The 19,873-nt window shown below is 67.3% G+C and carries 23 protein-coding genes; 20 read left to right on the top strand and 3 right to left on the bottom strand.

Annotated elements, in window-relative coordinates:
- The first annotated feature begins 31 nt into the window (after positions 1 to 31).
- From Tchar_RS05890 to Tchar_RS05795, 20 genes are all read left to right on the top strand, one after another.
- On the top strand, positions 32 to 442 hold the full coding sequence (locus Tchar_RS05890) for a gamma-butyrobetaine hydroxylase-like domain-containing protein (protein ID WP_144328137.1): 411 nt from the start codon (positions 32 to 34) through the stop codon (positions 440 to 442).
- Between the two features lie 115 nt (positions 443 to 557).
- Positions 558 to 1,289 (top strand): bifunctional demethylmenaquinone methyltransferase/2-methoxy-6-polyprenyl-1,4-benzoquinol methylase UbiE, encoded by a 732-nt coding sequence (gene ubiE, locus Tchar_RS05885; protein ID WP_144328136.1) that lies wholly within the window; start codon positions 558 to 560, stop codon positions 1,287 to 1,289.
- 38 nt (positions 1,290 to 1,327) lie between these two features.
- Positions 1,328 to 2,308, top strand: coding sequence for a Tim44 domain-containing protein (locus tag Tchar_RS05880; protein WP_144328135.1), 981 nt, complete (start codon positions 1,328 to 1,330; stop codon positions 2,306 to 2,308).
- A 52-nt stretch (positions 2,309 to 2,360) separates the two neighbouring features.
- Positions 2,361 to 3,005 carry an SCP2 sterol-binding domain-containing protein gene (locus Tchar_RS05875; RefSeq protein WP_144328134.1) on the top strand — a complete coding sequence of 215 codons (645 nt, stop codon included), beginning with the start codon at positions 2,361 to 2,363 and terminating at the stop codon, positions 3,003 to 3,005.
- Entirely contained in the window at positions 3,002 to 4,555 is a 1,554-nt protein-coding gene (gene ubiB, locus Tchar_RS05870) for a ubiquinone biosynthesis regulatory protein kinase UbiB (protein WP_144328133.1), read from the top strand. The genes Tchar_RS05875 and ubiB overlap by 4 nt, the downstream gene beginning before the upstream one ends.
- A gap of 151 nt (positions 4,556 to 4,706) precedes the next feature.
- The gene (locus Tchar_RS05865; RefSeq protein ID WP_144328132.1) at positions 4,707 to 5,015 is read left to right on the top strand and encodes an FmdB family zinc ribbon protein; all 309 of its coding nucleotides are present in this window, start codon (positions 4,707 to 4,709) and stop codon (positions 5,013 to 5,015) included.
- Positions 5,002 to 5,661 (top strand): DUF502 domain-containing protein, encoded by a 660-nt coding sequence (locus tag Tchar_RS05860; RefSeq protein WP_236640280.1) that lies wholly within the window; start codon positions 5,002 to 5,004, stop codon positions 5,659 to 5,661. The genes Tchar_RS05865 and Tchar_RS05860 overlap by 14 nt, the downstream gene beginning before the upstream one ends.
- Before the next feature lie 37 nt (positions 5,662 to 5,698).
- On the top strand, positions 5,699 to 7,492 hold the full coding sequence (aspS, locus tag Tchar_RS05855; protein ID WP_144328131.1) for an aspartate--tRNA ligase: 1,794 nt from the start codon (positions 5,699 to 5,701) through the stop codon (positions 7,490 to 7,492).
- A 43-nt stretch (positions 7,493 to 7,535) separates the two neighbouring features.
- Positions 7,536 to 7,847, top strand: a complete 312-nt coding sequence (locus Tchar_RS05850) for a DUF883 family protein (protein WP_201739311.1) — start codon at positions 7,536 to 7,538, stop codon at positions 7,845 to 7,847.
- A gap of 27 nt (positions 7,848 to 7,874) precedes the next feature.
- Positions 7,875 to 8,291, top strand: a complete 417-nt coding sequence (locus Tchar_RS05845; protein WP_236640278.1) for a phage holin family protein — start codon at positions 7,875 to 7,877, stop codon at positions 8,289 to 8,291.
- Positions 8,278 to 8,631, top strand: coding sequence for a YqjK family protein (locus Tchar_RS05840; protein ID WP_161595458.1), 354 nt, complete (start codon positions 8,278 to 8,280; stop codon positions 8,629 to 8,631). Before Tchar_RS05845 ends, Tchar_RS05840 begins: the two co-directional genes overlap by 14 nt.
- Positions 8,632 to 8,703: 72 nt before the next feature.
- Positions 8,704 to 9,561: a flagellar motor stator protein MotA gene (motA, locus tag Tchar_RS05835; RefSeq protein WP_144328127.1), complete on the top strand. Its 858-nt coding sequence runs from the start codon at positions 8,704 to 8,706 to the stop codon at positions 9,559 to 9,561.
- Between the two features lie 41 nt (positions 9,562 to 9,602).
- A complete protein-coding gene (gene motB / locus Tchar_RS05830) occupies positions 9,603 to 10,565 on the top strand; it encodes a flagellar motor protein MotB (protein ID WP_144328126.1) in 963 nt (320 codons plus the stop codon).
- Positions 10,566 to 10,593: 28 nt separating this feature from the next.
- The gene (gene cheY / locus Tchar_RS05825; RefSeq protein WP_144328125.1) at positions 10,594 to 10,980 is read left to right on the top strand and encodes a chemotaxis response regulator CheY; all 387 of its coding nucleotides are present in this window, start codon (positions 10,594 to 10,596) and stop codon (positions 10,978 to 10,980) included.
- A gap of 39 nt (positions 10,981 to 11,019) precedes the next feature.
- The gene (locus Tchar_RS05820; RefSeq protein ID WP_144328124.1) at positions 11,020 to 11,691 is read left to right on the top strand and encodes a protein phosphatase CheZ; all 672 of its coding nucleotides are present in this window, start codon (positions 11,020 to 11,022) and stop codon (positions 11,689 to 11,691) included.
- 133 nt (positions 11,692 to 11,824) lie between these two features.
- Positions 11,825 to 12,967 carry an EscU/YscU/HrcU family type III secretion system export apparatus switch protein gene (locus Tchar_RS05815; RefSeq protein WP_144328123.1) on the top strand — a complete coding sequence of 381 codons (1,143 nt, stop codon included), beginning with the start codon at positions 11,825 to 11,827 and terminating at the stop codon, positions 12,965 to 12,967.
- Positions 12,968 to 12,988: 21 nt separating this feature from the next.
- A complete protein-coding gene (flhA, locus tag Tchar_RS05810) occupies positions 12,989 to 15,079 on the top strand; it encodes a flagellar biosynthesis protein FlhA (protein ID WP_144328122.1) in 2,091 nt (696 codons plus the stop codon).
- A complete protein-coding gene (gene flhF / locus Tchar_RS05805) occupies positions 15,076 to 16,647 on the top strand; it encodes a flagellar biosynthesis protein FlhF (protein ID WP_144328121.1) in 1,572 nt (523 codons plus the stop codon). Before flhA ends, flhF begins: the two co-directional genes overlap by 4 nt.
- On the top strand, positions 16,640 to 17,248 hold the full coding sequence (locus tag Tchar_RS05800; RefSeq protein ID WP_144328120.1) for a hypothetical protein: 609 nt from the start codon (positions 16,640 to 16,642) through the stop codon (positions 17,246 to 17,248). The genes flhF and Tchar_RS05800 overlap by 8 nt, the downstream gene beginning before the upstream one ends.
- 50 nt (positions 17,249 to 17,298) lie before the next feature.
- A complete protein-coding gene (locus Tchar_RS05795) occupies positions 17,299 to 18,018 on the top strand; it encodes an RNA polymerase sigma factor FliA (RefSeq protein ID WP_144328156.1) in 720 nt (239 codons plus the stop codon).
- Between the two features lie 132 nt (positions 18,019 to 18,150).
- Here Tchar_RS05795 and Tchar_RS05790 read toward each other — a convergent pair whose 3' ends face one another.
- The 3 genes from Tchar_RS05790 to flgA form a co-directional block, all read right to left on the bottom strand.
- Positions 18,151 to 18,519, bottom strand: a complete 369-nt coding sequence (locus Tchar_RS05790) for a hypothetical protein (protein ID WP_144328119.1) — start codon at positions 18,517 to 18,519, stop codon at positions 18,151 to 18,153.
- Between the two features lie 12 nt (positions 18,520 to 18,531).
- On the bottom strand, positions 18,532 to 18,867 hold the full coding sequence (gene flgM / locus Tchar_RS05785; protein WP_144328118.1) for a flagellar biosynthesis anti-sigma factor FlgM: 336 nt from the start codon (positions 18,865 to 18,867) through the stop codon (positions 18,532 to 18,534).
- Positions 18,868 to 19,001: 134 nt separating this feature from the next.
- Positions 19,002 to 19,811 carry a flagellar basal body P-ring formation chaperone FlgA gene (flgA, locus tag Tchar_RS05780; protein ID WP_236640277.1) on the bottom strand — a complete coding sequence of 270 codons (810 nt, stop codon included), beginning with the start codon at positions 19,809 to 19,811 and terminating at the stop codon, positions 19,002 to 19,004.
- Between the last annotated feature and the right edge of the window lie 62 nt (positions 19,812 to 19,873).

Below are 19,873 nucleotides of genomic sequence, written 5' to 3'. Positions count from 1 at the left end.
GCCACCTCACCCCTTCTCAGGAGAGTCCACCATGGCTGCCTCGACCTCTGCTCCCATCCCCGAGGCCATCACTGTGCACGGGGCCTCGCGCGTGCTGGAAGTGCGCTTCAGCGACGGGGCGCACTTTCGCATTCCCTTCGAGCTGATGCGTGTGTACTCGCCCTCGGCCGAAGTGCAGGGCCACGGGCCGGGACAGGCCGTGCTGCAAACCGGCAAGCGCCATGTGGACATCGTGGCCCTGGAGCCGGTGGGCAACTACGCCGTGCAGCCCACGTTCTCCGACGGCCACGACAGCGGCATCTTCACCTGGGAGTACCTGTACTTTCTGGGGTCGCGGCAAGACGAGCTGTGGGCCGACTACGAGCGGCGGCTGGCGCAGGCGGGGCTGGACCGCGACGCGCCCATGCCGGCGCCGGGCGGCCATGGCTGCGCGCACCATTGACGGACACCCGAGCAGGGGCGCTGCCGCTGCCCTGTGCACGGTTCGCCTGGTGGAGTGGACATGCGCGTGCGGCGGCAGGGCGCGCCGCGCCTGCATTTGGGCTACGATAGCGCCCATGAGCCAAACCCACTTCGGTTTTCAGACCGTGGACGAGCGGGAAAAGGCGCAGCGGGTGCGCGCCGTGTTCGACTCGGTCGCGCCGCGCTACGACCTGATGAACGACCTGATGTCGGCCGGCTTGCACCGCTGGTGGAAGGCCTACGCCGTGCTGGTAGCGGATGTGCAGCCGGGGCAGCGTGTGCTCGACATCGCCGGCGGCACCGGCGATCTGGCGCTGGCGTTGGCGCCCAAAGTACAGCCCGGCGGCCTGGTGGTGCACACCGACATCAACGAAACCATGTTGCGCGTCGGGCGCGACCGGCTGCTCGACCACGGCTGGGCCTTGCCCACCGTGGTGTGCGACGCCGAGCGGCTGCCCTTTGCTGACGCTCATTTCGACCGCGTAACCGTGGCGTTTGGCCTGCGCAATATGACGCACAAGGAACTTGCGCTGCGCGAAATGAATCGGGTTCTCAGGGTGGGGGGCAAGCTGCTGGTGCTCGAATTCTCCACAGTCGCGCCGCCGCTGCGCCCCGCCTACGACTGGTACAGCTTTCATGTGCTGCCGCGCCTGGGTCGCTGGATCGCCAACGACGAGGCCAGTTATCGCTATCTGGCCGAGTCGATTCGGATGCACCCCGACCAAGAAACGCTGCGGGGGATGATGCACGAAGCCGGTTTCGGCCACGTCGATGTGCACAACCTGACCGCTGGCGTGGTGGCGTTGCACGTGGGCATCAAGACATGACGCACGACGGGCCGCGCGGTCCGAACGGAAAGGTGACGATGAAAACAACGACATGGGGAACGTGGGTACTGGCAGCGGCGTTGGTGCTGGGCGGGGCCGATGCCTGGGCCAAGCGGCTGGGTGGTGGCGGCTCCATTGGTAAACAATCCAGTAACGTGGTGCAACGCAGCGCCCCGGCGCCGCAGCCGCCGGCGCCAGCTCCGGCACAGCGCCAGCCGCAGCCCGGCCAGCAGGCCCAGCCGGGCGCACAGCCAGCGCCGGCGGCGGCGCCGGCGCGGCCCTGGGGCGCCATGCTCGGCGGCTTGGCTGCCGGGTTGGGCTTAGCGTGGCTGGCCTCGGCCCTTGGCTTTGGGGAGGCATTTGCCCAGTTCTTGCTCATCGTCTTGCTGGCGGCGCTGGTGCTGGTGGCGTTTGCATGGTTGCGCCGCGGGCGCGCAGCCGCCCGGCGCGCGCCGCTGGCGCTGCAAGGGGCGGCTGCGTCGCCACTGACGCCGCGCGGCTACGAGCCCTCCAAGGTTGGCAACGACGCCTCGGCCCGGCCCTGGGAGCGCACCCAATTCGCCGAAGCGCCGGGTGCCGCGGGCGCTGGTACCCTGATCGGCAGTGCCTTGGCTGGACCACCCAGTTGGCGCATTCCGGCGGATTTCGACGTCGATGGCTTTTTGCGCGCCTCCAAGGATCATTTCGTTCGCCTGCAGGCGGCGTGGGATCGGGGTGACGTGGCCACGCTGCGTGCCCTGATGACCGACGAGATGTTGGCTCAGATCGAGCAGCAACTTGCCGAGCGCGAGGCCGCCTCGGCGGGTACGCCCAACGTCACCGAGGTCGTGTCGCTGGATGCGCAGTTGCTGGGTATCGAGGATCTGGGCGACGAATATATGGCCAGCGTCGAGTTTTCCGGCCTGATTCGCGAAAACCCCGCCGAGGGGCCGGCGCCATTTCGCGAAGTCTGGAATATCACCCGCCCGAAGCAGGGGCGCACGGGCTGGCTGGTGGCCGGCGTGCAGGCGCTGCAGTGAGCGCGGCCGCACTGGTCGCAGGGCCGCGGTCAATTCCGGCAGAATCGGGGGCATGAAGCAGCCCCCGTTTTTTTTCCCCCGCGACGCACACGGGCGCTGGCGCCTGCCGGCGGCGCCGACGTGGTTACAGGATGAACTGCGCAACCGGGTGGTGCTGCTGCTCAACCACGTGCTGCAGCAGGAACCCGCCGCCATGGAGCGCCTGCGTCGCCATGCAGGCAAAGTGGTGCAGGTGCGCGTGGTGCCTGGGGCGCTGGGGCCGTTGGCCTTGCCGGCGCTGCAGTGGCCGGTGCGCCTGAGTCCGGCGGGTTTGCTGCAGCTCGACGCCGGGGCGGAAAGAGATTCGGCGCGTCCGGCGGATTTGACGCTGACCATCGACGAGCCCGTGCCGCTGGCCTTGCTGCAACGCTTGGTCGCCGGTGAACGCCCGAAGGTCGCGATCGAGGGCGACGTGCAGCTGGCGGCCGAAGTGGCGTGGCTGGTGGACAACGTGCGCTGGGATATCGAAGACGACCTGGCGCGCCTGCTCGGCGACGCGCTGGCGCACGCCCTGGTGCAGCAAGCGCGAGCGTTGGCGCTGGCCCTGCGCCGTACAGTGGCGCCGGTGTTGGCTACGGCTGGCGAACGTGCTGCGGCTTGGGCGGCGCGCCGGCGCCCAGGGGCTGGCACCGACGCTGCCGCTGGGGCGGCACCATGAGGCAGTGGCTGCGCGGCTGGGTCATCGCCTGGGTCGTGCTGCGCTACGGCCTGGATGAGCTGGTGCTGTCGCACTTCGAGCACCCAGTGCTCGCGGCCCTGCGTCGTTTACTCACCTTCGGACGCGATTTGTCGGCGCCGCGCGGGCAGCGCTTGCGCCAGGCGCTCGAGCGGCTGGGGCCGATCTTCGTCAAATTCGGGCAGGTGCTCTCCACGCGGCGTGATCTGCTGCCGCCCGACATCGCCGACGAATTGGCGCTTCTGCAAGACCGCGTGCCGCCGTTTCCGTCCGAGGTGGCGGTGGCCACCATCGAACGGGCCTTCGGCCAGCCGCTGGAGGCAGTGTTTGCCCACTTCGAGCGCGAGCCGGTGGCCAGCGCCTCCATCGCCCAGGTGCATTTCGCCGTGCTGCGCGACGGGCGCGAGGTGGCGGTGAAGGTGCTGCGGCCCAACATGCTGCCCGTCATCGAAAAAGATTTGGCCCTGATGCGCACCATGGCCGCCTGGGTGGAACGCGTGTCGCGCGACGGCCGGCGCCTGAAACCGCGCGAGGTGGTGGCGGAGTTCGACAAATATCTGCACGACGAGCTGGACCTGATGCGCGAGGCGGCCAACGCGGCGCAGCTGCGGCGCAACATGGCCGGGCTGGACTTGGTGCTGATCCCCGAGATGATCTGGGAGTACTGCCGCAGCGATGTGCTGGTGATGCAGCGCATGCACGGTGTGCCGATCAACCAGGTGCAGCGTCTGCGCGATGCGGGCGTCGATATCAAGCAGCTGGCACGCGATGGCGTGACGATTTTTTTCACCCAGGTGTTTCGCGACGGCTTCTTTCACGCCGACATGCACCCGGGCAACATCCAGGTCAGCTTGGAGCCGCAGACCTTCGGGCGCTATATCTCGCTGGACTTCGGCATCGTCGGCACCCTCACCGAGACCGACAAGGAATATCTGGCGCAAAATTTCACGGCCTTCTTCCGGCGCGACTACAAGCGCGTGGCCGAGCTGCACATCGAGTCTGGCTGGGTGCCGCGCCAGACCCGTGTCGATGAGCTGGAGGCGGCCATCCGCGCGGTGTGCGAGCCGTATTTCGACCGGCCGCTGAAAGAGATCTCGCTGGGCGTGGTGCTGATGCGTCTGTTTCAAACCTCGCGTCGCTTCAACGTCGAAATCCAGCCGCAGCTCGTGCTGCTGCAAAAAACCCTGCTCAACATCGAGGGGCTGGGGCGCGAGCTCGACCCCGACCTGGATCTGTGGAGCACCGCCAAGCCGTTTCTGGAGCGCTGGATGGTGGAGCAGGTGGGCCCCAAACGCTTCTGGAACCAGCTCAAGGCCGAAGCGCCGCATTACGCCAAGCTCATTCCCGAGCTGCCGCGTCTGTTGCACGACTACTTGCGCCAGCGCCCCACCGATCTGCGCGCCGAGATCGACCGGCTGGTGCAGGAGCAGCGCCGCACCCAGCGGCTGCTGATGATGGTGATCTATGTGCTGTTCGGCTTCGTGGCCGGGTTGATGGCCATGCAGTGGTGGCTGCGTCTGCGGCTGTGGTAGGTCAGCCCCCGTTCGAGTCGCCTTGACGAGCGGCACTGGCGCGGCCGAAAGCGGCGTCTCTTGAAAGCGATGCCGCCCGCCCTCATCCTATAATCATCAGCTTTTCAGAGCGTTGGCATCGTTCAACCATTTACGTCGAGCAGGTGTTGCCATGCCCATTTACGCGTACAAGTGTGATTCCTGCGGCCACGCCAAGGATGTGCTGCAGAAGGTGTCCGACGAGCCGCTGAGCGTGTGCCCGGCCTGTGGCGCCGGCACCTTTCGCAAGCAGGTCACGGCGGCGGGTTTTCAGCTCAAGGGCACCGGGTGGTACGTGACCGACTTCCGCGGTGGCGGCGGCGCGGCGGCGGGTGCGGCTGCGTCCAAGAGCGACGACGTCGCCAAGGGCAGCGACAGCAGTGCTGCCAAAGACAGCGGTGGCGCGAGTACCCCGTGCGGGGCGTCCTGTGCCTGTCATTGAGCGCGCGCGCATCGCGGCGGCCCTGCGGCGCTGGCTCGTCGCCGGCCTGCTTGTGCTGGCACCACTGATCGTCACCCTATGGGTGCTGGACTGGGTGCTCTCTACCCTGGACCAGACCCTCAACATCCTGCCCGAGGCGTGGCAGCCGGAGCGCTGGCTGGGCATGCGGCCGCCCGGGCTGGGGGTGCTGCTGGCGCTGGCCATCGTGCTGGGTATCGGTGCCTTCGCGTCTAACTATGTGGGCAACCAGCTCATCGGCTGGTGGCACGCGCTGCTACAGCGCATTCCGGTGGTGCGCTCGATTTATTCCGGCGTCAAGCAGGTGTCGGACACCTTGTTGTCCGAAAAAGGCAACGCCTTTCGGCAGGCGCTGCTGGTGCAGTGGCCGCGCGATGGCATGTGGACGATCGCCTTTCTGACCGGCGCGCCCGGCGGCGACGTGGCGCGCCACCTGCCGCCGCAAGACTACCTGAGCGTGTACGTGCCGACGACGCCCAACCCGACGGGGGGATACTTCGTCATGGTGCACCGGCGCGACGTCGTGCCGTTGGCCATGTCGGTCGACGAGGCGCTCACCTACGTCATTTCGATGGGGGTCATCGTGCCCGGGCAGCGGCGCGGCATTGCGTCGCCCGAGGCGCCCTGACCCCCGTTTTTTTCGTATTCCAATGAGGCAGTTTTCCATGCAGATGCGCACCACCTACTGCGGCCTGGTCACCGAAGCCCTCACCGGGCAGACCGTCACCTTGTGTGGCTGGGTCAACCGCCGGCGCGACCACGGCGGCGTCATCTTCATCGACCTGCGCGATCGCGAGGGCACGGTGCAGGTGGTGTGCGACCCCGACCGGCCCGAGATGTTTGCCACCGCCGAGGGGCTGCGCAACGAGTACTGCATCCAGGTGCAAGGGGTGGTGCGCGCCCGGCCCGAGGGCACCGTCAACCCCTCGATCCGCAGCGGTCGGGTCGAGGTGCTGTGTCACCACATCACCGTGCTCAACCCATCGGTGACGCCGCCGTTCCAGCTCGACGACGAGCATCTGTCCGAGACCACGCGCCTGACGCACCGGGTGCTCGACCTGCGGCGCCCGTACATGCAAAAGAACCTGATGCTGCGCTACCGCGTAGCGATGGAGGCACGCAAGTTTCTGGATGCGCATGGGTTCATCGACATCGAAACCCCGATGCTGACCAAGAGCACGCCCGAGGGCGCGCGCGACTACCTGGTGCCCAGCCGCGTGCACGACGGCATGTTTTACGCGCTGCCGCAGTCGCCGCAGCTGTTCAAGCAGCTGCTGATGGTGGCCGGTTTCGACCGCTACTACCAGATCACCAAGTGCTTCCGTGACGAGGACCTGCGCGCCGACCGTCAGCCCGAATTCACCCAGATCGATATCGAGACGTCGTTTCTGACTGAGCAGGAAATCCGCGACCTGTTCCAGGCGATGATCAAGACGGTGTTTGCCAACACCATCGGCGTGGACCTGGGTGAATTTCCGGTCATGCCCTATGCCGAGGCGATGGCGCGCTTCGGTTCGGACAAACCCGACTTGCGCGTCAAGCTCGAGTTCACCGAGCTCACCGACGTCATGAAGGACGTCGATTTCAAGGTCTTCAGCGGCCCGGCCAACCAGCCCGGCGGCCGTGTGGTGGCGCTGCGCATTCCCGGTGGCGGGGCGTTCACGCGCAGTGAAATCGACGCCTACACCGACTTCGTCAAAATCTACGGTGCCAAGGGCTTGGCCTGGATCAAGGTCAACGACGTGGCCGCCGGGCGCGAGGGTCTGCAGTCGCCGATCGTCAAAAATCTGCACGATGCGGCGCTCGACGCCATCCTGCAGCGCACGGGCGCGCAAAACGGGGATCTGATTTTCTTCGGTGCCGACAAGGCCAGAATCGTCAACGACGCCATCGGGGCGCTGCGTGTGAAGATCGGCCACAGCGAGTTCGGCAAGAAGCACGGCCTCTTCGAAGACCGCTGGGCACCGCTGTGGGTGGTGGACTTCCCGATGTTCGAGTACGACGAGGAGGAGCAGCGCTGGGTGGCCGTGCACCACCCCTTCACCGCGCCCAAGGACGGCCACGAAGACTGGATGGAGACCAATCCCGGCGCGTGCCTGGCCAAGGCCTATGACATGGTGCTCAATGGCTGGGAGCTGGGCGGCGGCTCGGTGCGGATCCACCGCGCCGACGTGCAGAGCAAGGTGTTTGCGGCGCTGCGCATCGGCCCGGAGGAGGCGCGCGCCAAGTTCGGCTTTTTGCTCGATGCGCTGCAGTACGGCGCGCCGCCCCATGGCGGGCTGGCGTTCGGGTTGGACCGGCTGGTCACGCTGATGACCGGGGCCGAATCGATCCGCGACGTGATTGCCTTCCCGAAGACACAGCGCGCCCAGTGCCTGCTCACCCATGCGCCCAGCCCGGTGGATGAAAAGCAGCTGCGTGAGCTGCACATCCGGCTGCGCAACCCGCAACCCGCGTGATATAGTGGACCGAGCGTTCCGTTGATCAACCTTGGAGGATGTCATGACCGACAACACACTGCAACCCAAAGACAAACTGGTGGCCGATTTGAAGGTGGTCGTGGCCGACGCCGAGGAGCTGTTGGCGGCCACCGCGCAGTCCACCGGTGAAAAGGTGGCTGAACTGCGCGAGCGTCTGCAGGAAAACCTGCGCAATGCGCGCTACCGTTTGGCCGATGCCGAGGCGGCGCTGCGCGAGCGCACGCGCGAAGTGGCCAAGGCCACCGACCACTACGTGCACGAGCACCCCTGGAAGGCGATCGGGGTGGCGGCCGGCGTTGGTTTGCTGGTGGGTTTGCTGATCGGGCGGCGCTGAGCGCGCTGCGCCGTGCCGTCGCGCGCCATGTCCCGCATGCGCGAGTCATCCGACGCCGCCGCGGCGGCGCCGCCCGCTGCGGAGTCGCTGCTACAAGGTGTGCGCGGCGGCTTGCGTGACGCGGTCGAGCTGCTGCGCGTGCGCTTGGCCCTGCTGGGCACGGAAGCTGCCGCGCATGCGCTCGACGTCGCCCAAGCGCTGGCCTGGGCGGTCGCCGCGGCCGTACTGCTGGCGCTGGGGCTGGGTTTTTTGGCGGTGCTGCTCACGGTGGCCCTGTGGGACAGCCACCGCTTGTTGGCGCTGGCGGTTTTCAGCACGCTGTTTCTGGGCGGTGGCGCGGCGGCGCTGTGGTTGGCGCGCCGCACGCTGGGCAGCGTGCATTGGTTCGAGGCCAGCGTGACGGAACTGGCGCGCGATGGAGAGCGCTTGCGTGGCCAGCCCTGAAGCGCACGCGTTGGCCGTCGTGTCGCTGCGTGAGCGGCTGCGCCAGCGGCAGGCGGCGCTGGTGCACCGCTCCAGCGTGCTGCGTGAACGCCTGGCGGGGCATGCCCAGGCACTGGCACCCCTGTGGGATGGGGCCGAGTCGGCTCGGCGCGCCTGGCGCTGGGTGCGCGCCCACCCCTGGGTCGTCGGGGCGGCCACGGTGGCCTTGCTGCTGCATCGCCCCCGGCGCGCCTGGGCGGCCATGTTGCTTGGCTGGCGCGCCTGGCGGCTGTGGCGCCGCTGGGGTGCGCCGTTGGCACGGTGGGCCGCCTCTGGTGACGCCCGTGGTCGCGCCACGTAAAACGGTGCGTCGTCATGTTCGGGTTGGCCCTGCCGATACAATGACTTGACTGCCTGACAGGATCCGCGCTCCATGTTCGTCATCGTCGGCTGGCTCATCGCGATTGCCTGCATCTTTGGTGTCTTCATCATCCACGGTGGCAACATCGGGGTGATCCTGAAGGCGCTGCCGTTCGAGATGACCACCATCTTCGGGGCGGCCATCGGGGCCTTCGTCGCCGGTAATGCGATGAAGGTACTCAAGGGCGTGGGCCGGGGCTTGGGGGCGTGCTTCAAGGGCTCCAAATACACCAAGGCACGCTTCATGGATCTGCTGGCATTGCTGTATGACATCTTGCAGAAAGCGCGCAAGGAAGGGCTGATGGCGATCGAAGGTGACGTCGAAAATCCAGACGCCTCGCCGCTGTTTCAGAAATACCCCACCATCGCCAGTGACCACCACACGGTGGAGTTCATCACCGACTACCTGCGCCTGATGGTCTCGGGCAACCTCAACGCGCACGAAATCGAATCGATCATGGACGCCGAGCTGGAAACCCACCACGCCGAGGAACACGCGGCGGTGGCGGCGTTGCAGCGGCTGGCCGGGGCGCTGCCGGCCTTCGGTATCGTGGCCGCGGTGCTTGGGGTGGTCAACACCATGGGCTCGGTGGGTCAGCCACCGGCGGTCTTGGGTGGCATGATCGGCTCGGCCCTGGTGGGCACGTTCCTGGGTATCTTGTTGTCGTACGCCTTCGCCGAGCCGCTGGCCAGCCTGCTGGAGCAAAAGGTCGAAGAAGCCAGCAAAGAGTTCCAGTGCATCAAAACCGTTCTGCTGGCCAGCATGCAGGGCTACGCGCCGATGACCGCCATCGAGTTCGGGCGCAAGGTGCTGTTTTCCACTGAACGGCCGGCCTTCAACGAGCTCGAGGCGCACGTCAAGAAAAAATGACCGTTTCTTGTCCTGCCTGAGCGCTGCGCCCCGACACCGCCATGGCCACCAACGGCAAGCCCCTGCAGCCCATCATCATCAAGCGCGTCAAAAAAGGCGGGCATGGTGCGCACGGCGGTGCCTGGAAGATCGCCTACGCCGACTTCGTGACGGCGATGATGGCGTTTTTCTTGCTGATGTGGCTGCTGGGCTCCACCACCGAGGGCGACCGCAAGGGCATCGCGGAATATTTCAACCAGCCGCTGAAGGTCATGTTGTTCGGCGGGCCGGGCTCGGGCGGGGCCACCAGTATTCTTCAAGGGGGTGGCGACGATTTGACCAAAAGCGTCGGCGAGGTGGCCAGTGGCGACATCGAAGAGAAGGTGCGCGAGCTCGGTGCCCAATTGGCCCGGGCGGAGATGATCCGGCAGGACCGGCAGCGCATCGCCACCCTGCGCGAAAAGCTCGACGGCATCCTGAAGGCCAATCCGCAGCTGGCCGATCTGCAAAATCAGATCCGCATGGAGATGGTGCAGGATGGCCTCTACATCCAGATCGTCGATGAGCAGAACCGGCCGATGTTCGATGCGGGCAGCGCGCTGGTGCGCCCGCACATGCGCGATATCCTGCGCGCCATTGCACAGGTTCTCACCGAAGTGGACAACCGCGTCGAGCTGGCCGGCCACACCGACGCCACGCCCTATGGGACGGGCGAGCGCGCGTACAGTAACTGGGAGTTGTCGGCCGACCGCGCCAACGCCACTCGGCGCGAGCTGGTGGCGGCCGGCCTGCCGGAGGGCAAGCTGGCACGCGTGGTGGGCATGGCCGACAAACGCCTGTTGTTTCCCGACAATCCCACCGATCCGCGCAACCGGCGCATCAGTATCTTGGTGTTGACGCGCGAGGCCGAAGAGCGCATGCTGCAGTCGCTCGAAGCGGCGCCGGCGGATGCGGGCACCCCCGAGGTGCCGGCGTCGGCTCCCAATGGCGCTGCCGTTGCACCCGCCGGGCGGTCGAACCCGTAAACTACAGGCCTTGCGCTTGGAGCACTCCATGGCCGATATTCGATTTTTGATCGTTGACGATTTCTCCACGATGCGCCGCATCGTTCGCAATCTGCTCAAGGAACTCGGGCATGCCGACGCCGACGAGGCGGAGGACGGCGCCGCCGCCCTGCACAAGCTGCGCAACGGCCGGTTCGACATGGTCATCACCGACATCAACATGCCCAATATGAACGGCTTTGAGCTGCTGACACAGATCAAGTCGGATGAAAAGCTCAAGCACATTCCGGTGCTGATGGTCACTGCCGAGGCGCGCAAGGAAGACATCATCGCCGCCGCCCAGGGTGGCGCCGCCGGCTATATCGTCAAGCCGTTCACCAAGGCGACGCTGGAAGAGAAGTTGACCAATATCTTCCGCAAGATGGGCTGGGCCTGAGCGGCGTCCGTCCACACGAGCACGACCGAGGGGGAGTCCATGTCCGACCACGCGACGCCGACGCCGGGCGCAGACCCGAAGGCCGATATCTATCAACGCCTGGGCGAGATCACGCGCGAGTTGCACGAGGCGCTGAAGGCGCTCGGCTACATGCCGGCGCTCAAAGACGCCGTGGGAGAACTGCCCGATGCGCGCAGTCGCCTGGAGTATATTGCCCGCCTGACCGGCGAAGCCGCCGAGAAGGTGCTCAACCGGGTGGACGAGGCCAAGGCCGAGCAGCAAAAAGTCATCGACAGCAGCCGCCAATTGGTGCAAACGATCGGTGGCGTGCCGGGGCTGAAGTGGGCCATGCCGGAATTGCTGGAGTGGTCCAGCCAAATCCAGCAGGCGGCTGAGCGTACCGACCATCACCTGACCGAAATCATGATGGCCCAGGATTTCCACGACCTCACGGGCCAGGTGATCAAAAAGGTGGTGGCGCTGGCGGGCACGCTGGAGCAGCAGTTGGTGCAGCTGCTGGTGGAAACCGCGCCCTACACCGGACATACGCCGGCGGTCGAGGTCGCCGCGCCGGCGCCGGCGGCCTCCGCCGAGGCACCGGCGGTGCGCGATCGCAGCCTCTCGGGTCCGGTAGTCAATCCCGAAGGGCGCAACGACGTCGTCACCAGCCAGCAGCAAGTGGACGATTTGCTCGCCAGCCTGGGTTTTTGAGCGCTACGGCGCGGGCCGCTCGCCACCGGGGCAACGATCCATGTCGGTTTGGGCGGTTGATCGCCCGCTATTTCCCCTTTAGACGCGGCGAGCGGCGTCTGACAATGCGGTTGACGCATACCCGTCAGCCGCCATGGAATCGACCCAGGACAAAAGCCAACCCGCAACGCCGCGGCGCCTGCAAAAGGCGCGCGAGGAGGGGCAAGTACCGCGCTCGCGCGACTTGACCCACTTGGCGGTGCTGGGCGTCGGGTTGACCCTGCTGTGGGTGACCTTGCCGCTGGCCTATGAGCGCATGCGCGCCGTCATGCGCATGGGGCTGCGCTTCGACGCCCCGAGCGTGCAGGAGCCGCGCCTGATGCTGGAGCGTCTGGCCGATGGCCTGTGGCTGGCGTTGGGCTACTATCTGCCTTTGGGCCTGGCGGTGGCGGCGGCGGTGGTGTTGGCCCTGCTGGCCGCCGGGTCCTACGCGTTCAGCGCCAAGCCCTTGATGCCCGAATGGTCCAAGGTCGGTCTGCTCAGCGGGCTCAAGCGCCTGTTTTCGCGCCAGCAGTTGTTCGAGGTGCTCAAGTTGTTGGCCATCACGGCCTTGCTGGCCGTCATCGGCGCGCTGTATGTGGCCTCGCACATGAATGGCTTTGCCGCCCTGTTGCTACGCCCGCTGGACGCCGCCCTTGCTCAGGCCGGCGACTGGTTGTTTTTGGGGGTGGCGTCGCTGCTGGCGGTGGTGCTGCTGGTGGCGGCGGTGGACGTGCCGCTGCAGCAGTACCTGTACCGGCACCGGCTGCGCATGTCGCTGCAAGAAGTCAAGGACGAGCACAAGGAAACCGAGGGCAACCCCCTGGTCAAGAGCAAGCGCCGCCAGCGCGCGCGCGAGATCGCGTACGGTCAGAGCATTCGCCGTGTACCCGAGGCGGACGTGGTGGTGATGAACCCGACCCACTACGCGGTGGCGTTGCGCTACGACGAGCGCACCATGACCGCGCCACACGTCATCGCCAAGGGGGCGGATCTGCTGGCGCTGCGCATCCGTGACACGGCGCGCGAGGCGCAGGTGCCGGTGTTGCAGGCGCCGATGCTGGCGCGCGCGCTGTATGCCCACACCGAGCTCGACGAGCCGGTGCCGGTGGCGCTGTACACCGCGGTGGCGCAGGTGCTGGCCTATGTGTACCGGTTGCGCGCTGCGCTGCGCGGGCAGGGGCCGATGCCCACACCGCCGCAGCCCAGTGTGCCGCCCGAGCTCGACCCCTTGCATGGGCGCACCGCGCACCCGTGATGTCGTGAGTGAACTGCAGCCATGAACGCCGTCTTGCAATCCTTTCAACAGCGCTTGAGCCTGCTGCGCGGTCACGGCCAGGCGCTGGCCGCGCCAGCGCTGGTGATGCTGGTGTTGGCGATGTTGGTGCTGCCGCTGCCACCGTGGTTGCTCGACACCTTCTTCACCCTCAACATTGCCATTGCGTTGACGGTGATGATGGTGGCCGCCTACATGCGGCGCGCGCTGGACTTCGCGGTTTTTCCCACCGTGCTGTTGTTGACGACCTTGCTGCGCTTGTCACTCAACGTCGCCTCCACCCGCGTGGTATTGATGGAAGGGCACACGGGCCCCGGTGCAGCGGGTGCCGTGATCGAGGCCTTCGGCACCTTCCTCATCGGCGGCAATTTCGCCGTCGGCCTGATCGTGTTCCTGATCCTGGTGGTGATCAACTTCGTCGTCATCACCAAAGGCGCCGAGCGTATCGCCGAGGTGGGGGCACGCTTCACGCTGGATGCCATGCCCGGCAAGCAAATGGCCATCGACGCCGACCTCAATGCCGGTCTGATCGATCAGGCTGAGGCCAAGCGCCGCCGCGCCGAGGTGGCCGAGGAAGCCGACTTCTTCGGCAATATGGACGGTGCTTCCAAGTTCGTGCGCGGGGACGCCATCGCTGGCATCTTGATTTTGCTGATCAACATCATCGGCGGCTTCGCCATCGGGCTGCTGCAGCACGATTTGACCCTGGAGCAGGCGGCGCACAGTTACATCACGCTGTCGGTGGGCGATGCGCTGGTGGCGCAGGTGCCGGGGCTGTTGATTTCGGTGGCGGCCGCGATGGTGGTGTCGCGTGTGGGCAAGGAGGAGGATCTGGGCCAGCAAATCGTGGCTCAGGTGTTCGACTCGCCGAAGGTGCTGGGGGTGACGGCTGGCGTGCTGACCCTGTTGGGTCTGATTCCCGGCATGCCCAACCTGGTGTTCCTGACCTTTGCCGTGTTGATTGGCTCGATCGCCTACTGGCTGGCGCGTGAGCGCGCCAAGCCCTCGCCGCAGGAGCTGGCGGCGCAGCAAGCGGCGCAGGCGCCCGCCGAGACCGAAGCGAGCTGGGATGACCTGCAGCCGGTGGACCTGCTCGGCCTGGAGTTGGGCTATCGGCTGATTGCCCTGGTCGATCGCACGCGCCGTGGCGACTTGCTCACCCGCATCAAGGGCGTGCGCAAGAAGTTCGCACAGGAGGTGGGCTTTTTGCCGCCCCCCGTGCATGTGCGCGACAACCTGGAGCTCAAGCCGACCAGCTACCGCATCACGCTGCGCGGCGTCGTCGTCGGCGAGGGCGAGGTGATCCCAGGCCAGTTCCTGGCCATCAACCCGGGGCACTTGCGCACACCGCTGATTGGCCAGGCCACCCGTGACCCCGCGTTTGGGCTGCCTGCCACCTGGATCGCCGAGCACCAGCGTGAAAACGCGCAAATGGCAGGCTATACCGTGGTTGATGCCGAGACCGTGCTGGCCACCCATTTGTCACACTTGATGCAGGTCCACGCCGCACGGTTGCTCAGCCGTACCGAGGTCCAGGAGCTCGTCGAGCACGTCCGCAAGATCGCGCCCAAGCTGATCGACGAGGTGATCCCCAGCCCGGTGTCCATTGGCGTGTTCCAGAAAGTGCTGCAACTGCTGCTGGAGGAAGGCGTGCACATCCGTGACATCCGCACCATCGTCGAGACGCTGGCCGAGCATGCGCCGCAGACCACCGATCCGGTGGAGTTGGCGCGCCGGGTACGCCAAGCCTTGGCGCCGGCCATCGTGCAGCAAATCTACGGCCCGGTGCAGGAGCTGGAAGTCATCGCCATCGAGCCGGGGCTGGAGCGACTGTTGACCCAGGCCCTGAGCGGCCAGGGGGGTGGTGCGCTGGACCCCGGCATCGCCGACATGCTCACACAGTCGGCGGCGCAGGTGGCCTCCCGTCAGGAGGAAAGTGGCGTGCCGGCCGTGCTGCTGGTGCCCGACGCCATCCGTCAAGCGGTGGCGCGTCTGCTCAGACGCGCCGCGCCGCGCCTGCAGGTGCTGGCGCACAGCGAGATTCCTGACACCCACACCATCCGCATCGGCCCGATCATTGGAGAGCCCGCATGAACGCGCAACGTTTCGTCGCCCCGAACTCGCGTGAGGCCATGGCGCTGGCGCGCGCCGCCTTTGGCGAGCAGGCCGTCATTCTCTCGTCTCGCTCCACCGAGCAGGGGTTCGAAGTGGTGGCTACCTCCGAAGAGCAGCTGGCCGCGCTCGCCACCCCGGCGGCGCCGAGTGCAGCGGTGCGCAGCGCGTTGCCAACGCCTCCCTCGGGCCGCAGCGAGCGGGCTGCGCGTGGGCTGCAGCAACGCGCCGCCGCCCAGTTGCCGCCAGTGTCGCCCGACAGCAGCGTGGCGCAAGACACCGAGACGCTGGCGATGAGCACGCTGTCGTTTCAGGAATACGTGCGCGAGCGCATGTTGCGCAAGCGCCGCGAAGCCATGCAGGCGGGTATGAGCGCTGCGGCGCCAGCGGCGCCCCGTGACGTGGCGGCGCGTCCCGATGGCGCCGACGCGATGGCCTTGCCGTTTGCGGCCGAAGCCGCAGCGCGCAGTGCTGCGCGTGCGGCCGTGCGACCGGCTCCCGCTGTGGGCACGCAGACCGCTGCAGGGACGACGCGCGCCACGGCGCGCCCGGCCGCCCCGGCGCCCGGCAGCGCGCCGTCGGGCACGGCCGAGGCACAGGCTGCGGCCTTGGCCCAACAGCTCGACGCGCTCAAGGCGCTGATGGAGGAGCGCTTCCAGACCCTGGCTTGGCTGGGACAGTCGCGGCTGAACCCCATCCAGTCGCAGCTGATGCACAAATTCGTGCGAGCGGGCTACTCGCCCACGGTGGCACGCGCGGTGTTGGAGCGGCTGCCGGCGCATCTAGGCGCTGCCGAGGCGTGGCGTTGGACGCTGGAGGTGCTCACGCGCAACCTGCGCGTGGCGCGCGAGCCCGGCCTGTTGTGCGACGAGGGTGGCGTCTTTGCGCTGATCGGCTCCACCGGCGTGGGCAAAACCACCACTGCGGCCAAGCTGGCGGCGCAGTGTGTCAAGACCTATGGCGCCAACAGTGTGGGCCTGATCACGCTCGACACCTACCGCGTGGCCGGTTATGAGCAGCTGCGCGCCTATGGCCGCATGTTGGGGGTGGTGGCGCACCTGGCGCACGACCGCGCCGCGCTGCAGGATTTGCTGGAGCTGCTGGCCAACAAGCGCATGGTGATCATCGACACCGCTGGTCTCGGACAGAAAGACCCGCGCATCCAGGAAATGATGGCGTTGCTGGATGCTGCGCCGATCAAAAAATTGTTGGTGGTCAACGCCGGCAGCCACGGCGACACACTCGACGATGTCTTTGCTGCGTACCGCGGCACGCCGCTGCACGGCGTGATCTTGTCCAAGGTGGACGAGGCGGCCAAGCTGGGGCCGGCAGTGGACACGCTGATCCGTCACCAGGTGGTGGTGCGCGGGCTCAGCACTGGGCAGCGCGTACCCGAGGACTGGCAACGCCCGGATGCCGCGACCCTGGTGCGCCTGTCGATGGGCGGCGGACGCGGCAAGTCCGCGTTCGAGCCCAGCAGCGCCGAATTGCCCTTCTTCTTTGCCGACCCGATGGCGTCGGGGTGGCAGCCGGAGGGCGCCCATGCTTGAGCCGATTCGCGACCAAGCGGCTGGCCTGTGTGCATGGCATTGGCGCGCGCCGCTGCGCGTGTTGGCGGTGGTGGCCAGCGAGCGCACCGATGCCGCGCTCGAACTGCTGTGGTGGCTGCGGCGCGGATACGCCGACTGGGGGCTGGACAGCCGGGTGATTGAGGGTGCGCCCGAGCGGTGGGGCGAAGATGCCGAGCTGGCCGATGTCTGGTTGTGGCACGCGCCGGCGGCGGCGGTGGCCGCGTGGTGGCCAGCGGCGGGAGGACATCCGCTGGTGGCGCTGCGTGCCGAACCGGCCGCTCTCGTCGATGGCTACCGCAGCCTCAAGCACTTGCGCCGGGCCGGCTTTGCGCCCATCGCGGTGGCTTTGTCTGCGCCCGCTTCCCATGTTGAGGGCCCCGACCCGGCGCTGGCGGCGGCCTGCGCCGCCTTGGCGCGCACCTGCCAGCGACATCTGCAGTGGGCGCCTGCCATCTGGACGCTGGGGTATGATGATGCAGTTGGTGCGACCCCTACCGAGGCGGTGTTGGCACGGTTGTTGGATGCTGCGTGGACGCTGGACCTGACTGGCGACGAGGAGGCAGCGGCGCCATCATGCTGATGACCACAGCTGCCGCGGTGGCGCGGTCGTCGCGCCCGCTGGAATTTGCCATGTACACGCCCAAGGGCACGCTCGATCGAGAGGCTTTGCTGCGCCAATACGCACCATTGGTGCACCGGTTGGCGCATCTGATGATTGCGCGCCTGCCCGCCAGCGTCGAGCTGGATGACTTGATTCAGGTGGGCATGATCGGCCTCAACGAGGCGCTGTCGCGCTACGAGCCCTCGATGGGGGTGCAGTTCGAGACCTTTGCCAGCCAGCGTATCCGCGGTGCCATGCTCGATGAGCTGCGTGGGGCCGACTGGATGAGCCGCGGCGAGCGCAAGCTGCAAAAAGACATTGAAGGCGCCATCCAACGCCTGGAACAGCGCTTGCAGCGCCCGCCGCGCGAGTCCGAAATCGCCCAGGAGCTGGGGCTGACGCTGGCCGACTACCAGGAGCTGCTGTCGCGCATGCGCGGCACGCAGCTGGTCTATCTGGAGGACTTGGGCGGGCGTGGCGAGGACGACGATGCATTCTTGGAGCGCTATCTACCCAGTGACGACGCCAGTGACCCGGAGCGCATCCTGGCCGATCAGCGCATGCGCGCGGCGCTGGTGGAGGCGATAGCCAAGCTGCCCGAGCGTGAGCAGTACGTGATGAGCATGTACTACGAGCACGACATGAATCTCAAAGAGATCGCGGCCGTGCTTGGCGTTACCGAGTCGCGGGTCAGTCAGCTGCACTCCCAAGCGGTGGCGCGCCTGCGTGCCAAGCTGCGCGCGCATTGACCGGATCGGCCCTGCGGGTCGGCTGGTTCTGGCGTCGTCCGGCTCGATGCCATCGCACGGTGGGGGGGCGCCGTCTCCACCCCGGTGACGCGCCACCGCACACGCGAGGCGAGCGCGCTGCGCCGGTGCGTATCACCGATACGCACCGCTGCGTGCCGAGCGCCCCAGACGGGCGTAGGCCTGCAGGGTATCTTGCGGCAGCAGCTGCGACAGCGCCTGGCGGTTGGCCGCCTCCAGCCGGGTGTGCAGCTCCAGCAAGGTCTGCATGCGTGTGCCGATGTCGGACAGCAAGCGCGCGGTGGTATCGTCGTGCCGAATGTTGCCCGCCTGCGTCAGCCACGGGCGCAATTCAGATGCGGTCCGTGCCAAGGCCGCGCAGGCATCGACCCAAGCCTGTGCATCGGCTGCGCCGCCCGCATGTTGGGCGGCCAAGGCCAGCGCGTCATCGAGCTGCGCACGCAAGCGCTTCATCAGAGCAGACACGTCGGCCGTTGCGGTCATCGTGACTCAGTATCACCCCGGGCGCCGGGCCCCGCCCGCGGCGACCCCGAGCAGTTCCCGCGCTTGGCTGAGCATCTTGTCGGCAATCGCCTCGGCATTGATCGAGAAGCTGCCGTTTTGGATCGCGGTGCGTACCGCTTCTACCTTGGCGGCGTCGAAACTGTCGGTGGCCGCTCGTGCCACACCGTTGGTCATGGTTTGTGTGACGGGTGACAGCCGCACACGGGCGCCGTCGGTCTGGGCCGCACGGGCGGTGTCAGCAACGGCCGCACTCGCCCCCTCCGCGGTACGCTTGGTCACCGGAGTCGTCAGGCCAAACTTGGATTCAGGCGAGTTGTTGACTTTCATGGCACTCTCCAGACCCCGATGGCGGGATCGTCTGAGAGCGATATCGGCACATCGAAGCCGGACTTTACCCCTTTTTTGGGGTTTATGCAGTACCCCCTCCGCCGGGCTGCGCAGCGCCACCGGAAGCCATGCCGTCACAGGGCGATGGCGACGGTCTGGGCGTCCACCACCGTGCCCAGCAGCACGCGCCGGTTGGGCAGGCGTACGCGCACCGTCTCACCCACGCGCCCCGCGGCCATCGCTTCGCCGGTGGCCGTGAGCTCGAAGCCGGGTCCGTGCAATCGCAGGCGTACCGTCTGTCCTGCCTCGAGTACCTGTGGCGCGCGCACCACGCTGGGGCGCAGCACCTGTCCCGCTGCCAAGCTGCGCGTCGCTTGCCGCCCCAGCCAGTCTTCGGGCCGCACCAGCACGCCGTCGCGGTACGCGGTCCAGTCCACTTGCGTCGCCTCGACGTGGGCGGCGGTGAGCGTCTCGCCGGCGGGCACCGGGCGCTTGAGCACCCAGGCCGGCCCCCACACCTGTACCTGCACCGGTAGAAAGACACTCCATGCCACCGGTCCCTGTGCGCAGCGCAGCCCGATCCGGGTTGGGCCCCACAGGCGGGTGCCGGGCGGCAGGAAAGGTTCCACGCGTGCGCACGGAGCCAGCTGTAGCCGGCTATCCAACCGACCGACGATGATGCGCGGACGCAGGAGCATGGCGTTGCTGTCGCCCGCCTCGGAACCGCGCAATTGGGCGTGGGCCAGCGCATCCAGCCAAGCCTCGATGCCTTGCTGCCACGCCGCAGAGCCAAGTGGTGCAGGGCTGTCGACGTCGCCCTGGGTGGCCGCCGGTGTGGCCTGGGCCGCAGCGGCGGCGAGTGCGACCCCCAGCGCACCAGCGCGCAGCCAGCGCCGCAGACCGCAGGCTGCGTGGCGGGTGAAGGGGGAGGGCAGGTGGTTCACGCCATCACTGTACGCGCTGGGCCGGCGCCGCAAAAGCGCGAACAGCACCGGTGGCGGCGCGT

The sequence above is a fragment of the Tepidimonas charontis genome (genome assembly GCF_007556685.1).
GTDB lineage: Bacteria > Pseudomonadota > Gammaproteobacteria > Burkholderiales > Burkholderiaceae_C > Tepidimonas > Tepidimonas charontis.
The sequence above is the reverse complement of the archived record's forward strand: the minus strand, read 5'-3'. Positions and strand labels throughout refer to the sequence as shown.

Excerpts from the sequence above, each read along its gene's own strand:
- Tchar_RS05820 (WP_144328124.1), top strand. The coding sequence starts at position 11,020 with ATGTCCGACCACGCGACGCCGACGCCGGGCGCAGACCCGAAGGCCGAT.
- motA (WP_144328127.1), top strand. The coding sequence starts at position 8,704 with ATGTTCGTCATCGTCGGCTGGCTCATCGCGATTGCCTGCATCTTTGGT.
- Tchar_RS05850 (WP_201739311.1), top strand. The coding sequence starts at position 7,536 with ATGACCGACAACACACTGCAACCCAAAGACAAACTGGTGGCCGATTTG.
- flgM (WP_144328118.1), bottom strand. The coding sequence starts at position 18,867 with ATGAAAGTCAACAACTCGCCTGAATCCAAGTTTGGCCTGACGACTCCG.
- aspS (WP_144328131.1), top strand. The coding sequence starts at position 5,699 with ATGCAGATGCGCACCACCTACTGCGGCCTGGTCACCGAAGCCCTCACC.
- ubiB (WP_144328133.1), top strand. The coding sequence starts at position 3,002 with ATGAGGCAGTGGCTGCGCGGCTGGGTCATCGCCTGGGTCGTGCTGCGC.
- flhF (WP_144328121.1), top strand. The coding sequence starts at position 15,076 with ATGAACGCGCAACGTTTCGTCGCCCCGAACTCGCGTGAGGCCATGGCG.
- Tchar_RS05815 (WP_144328123.1), top strand. The coding sequence starts at position 11,825 with ATGGAATCGACCCAGGACAAAAGCCAACCCGCAACGCCGCGGCGCCTG.
- Tchar_RS05790 (WP_144328119.1), bottom strand. The coding sequence starts at position 18,519 with ATGACCGCAACGGCCGACGTGTCTGCTCTGATGAAGCGCTTGCGTGCG.
- Tchar_RS05880 (WP_144328135.1), top strand. The coding sequence starts at position 1,328 with ATGAAAACAACGACATGGGGAACGTGGGTACTGGCAGCGGCGTTGGTG.
- flhA (WP_144328122.1), top strand. The coding sequence starts at position 12,989 with ATGAACGCCGTCTTGCAATCCTTTCAACAGCGCTTGAGCCTGCTGCGC.
- ubiE (WP_144328136.1), top strand. The coding sequence starts at position 558 with ATGAGCCAAACCCACTTCGGTTTTCAGACCGTGGACGAGCGGGAAAAG.
- motB (WP_144328126.1), top strand. The coding sequence starts at position 9,603 with ATGGCCACCAACGGCAAGCCCCTGCAGCCCATCATCATCAAGCGCGTC.
- Tchar_RS05795 (WP_144328156.1), top strand. The coding sequence starts at position 17,299 with ATGTACACGCCCAAGGGCACGCTCGATCGAGAGGCTTTGCTGCGCCAA.
- Tchar_RS05845 (WP_236640278.1), top strand. The coding sequence starts at position 7,875 with ATGTCCCGCATGCGCGAGTCATCCGACGCCGCCGCGGCGGCGCCGCCC.
- Tchar_RS05865 (WP_144328132.1), top strand. The coding sequence starts at position 4,707 with ATGCCCATTTACGCGTACAAGTGTGATTCCTGCGGCCACGCCAAGGAT.
- cheY (WP_144328125.1), top strand. The coding sequence starts at position 10,594 with ATGGCCGATATTCGATTTTTGATCGTTGACGATTTCTCCACGATGCGC.
- Tchar_RS05800 (WP_144328120.1), top strand. The coding sequence starts at position 16,640 with ATGCTTGAGCCGATTCGCGACCAAGCGGCTGGCCTGTGTGCATGGCAT.
- Tchar_RS05890 (WP_144328137.1), top strand. The coding sequence starts at position 32 with ATGGCTGCCTCGACCTCTGCTCCCATCCCCGAGGCCATCACTGTGCAC.
- Tchar_RS05875 (WP_144328134.1), top strand. The coding sequence starts at position 2,361 with ATGAAGCAGCCCCCGTTTTTTTTCCCCCGCGACGCACACGGGCGCTGG.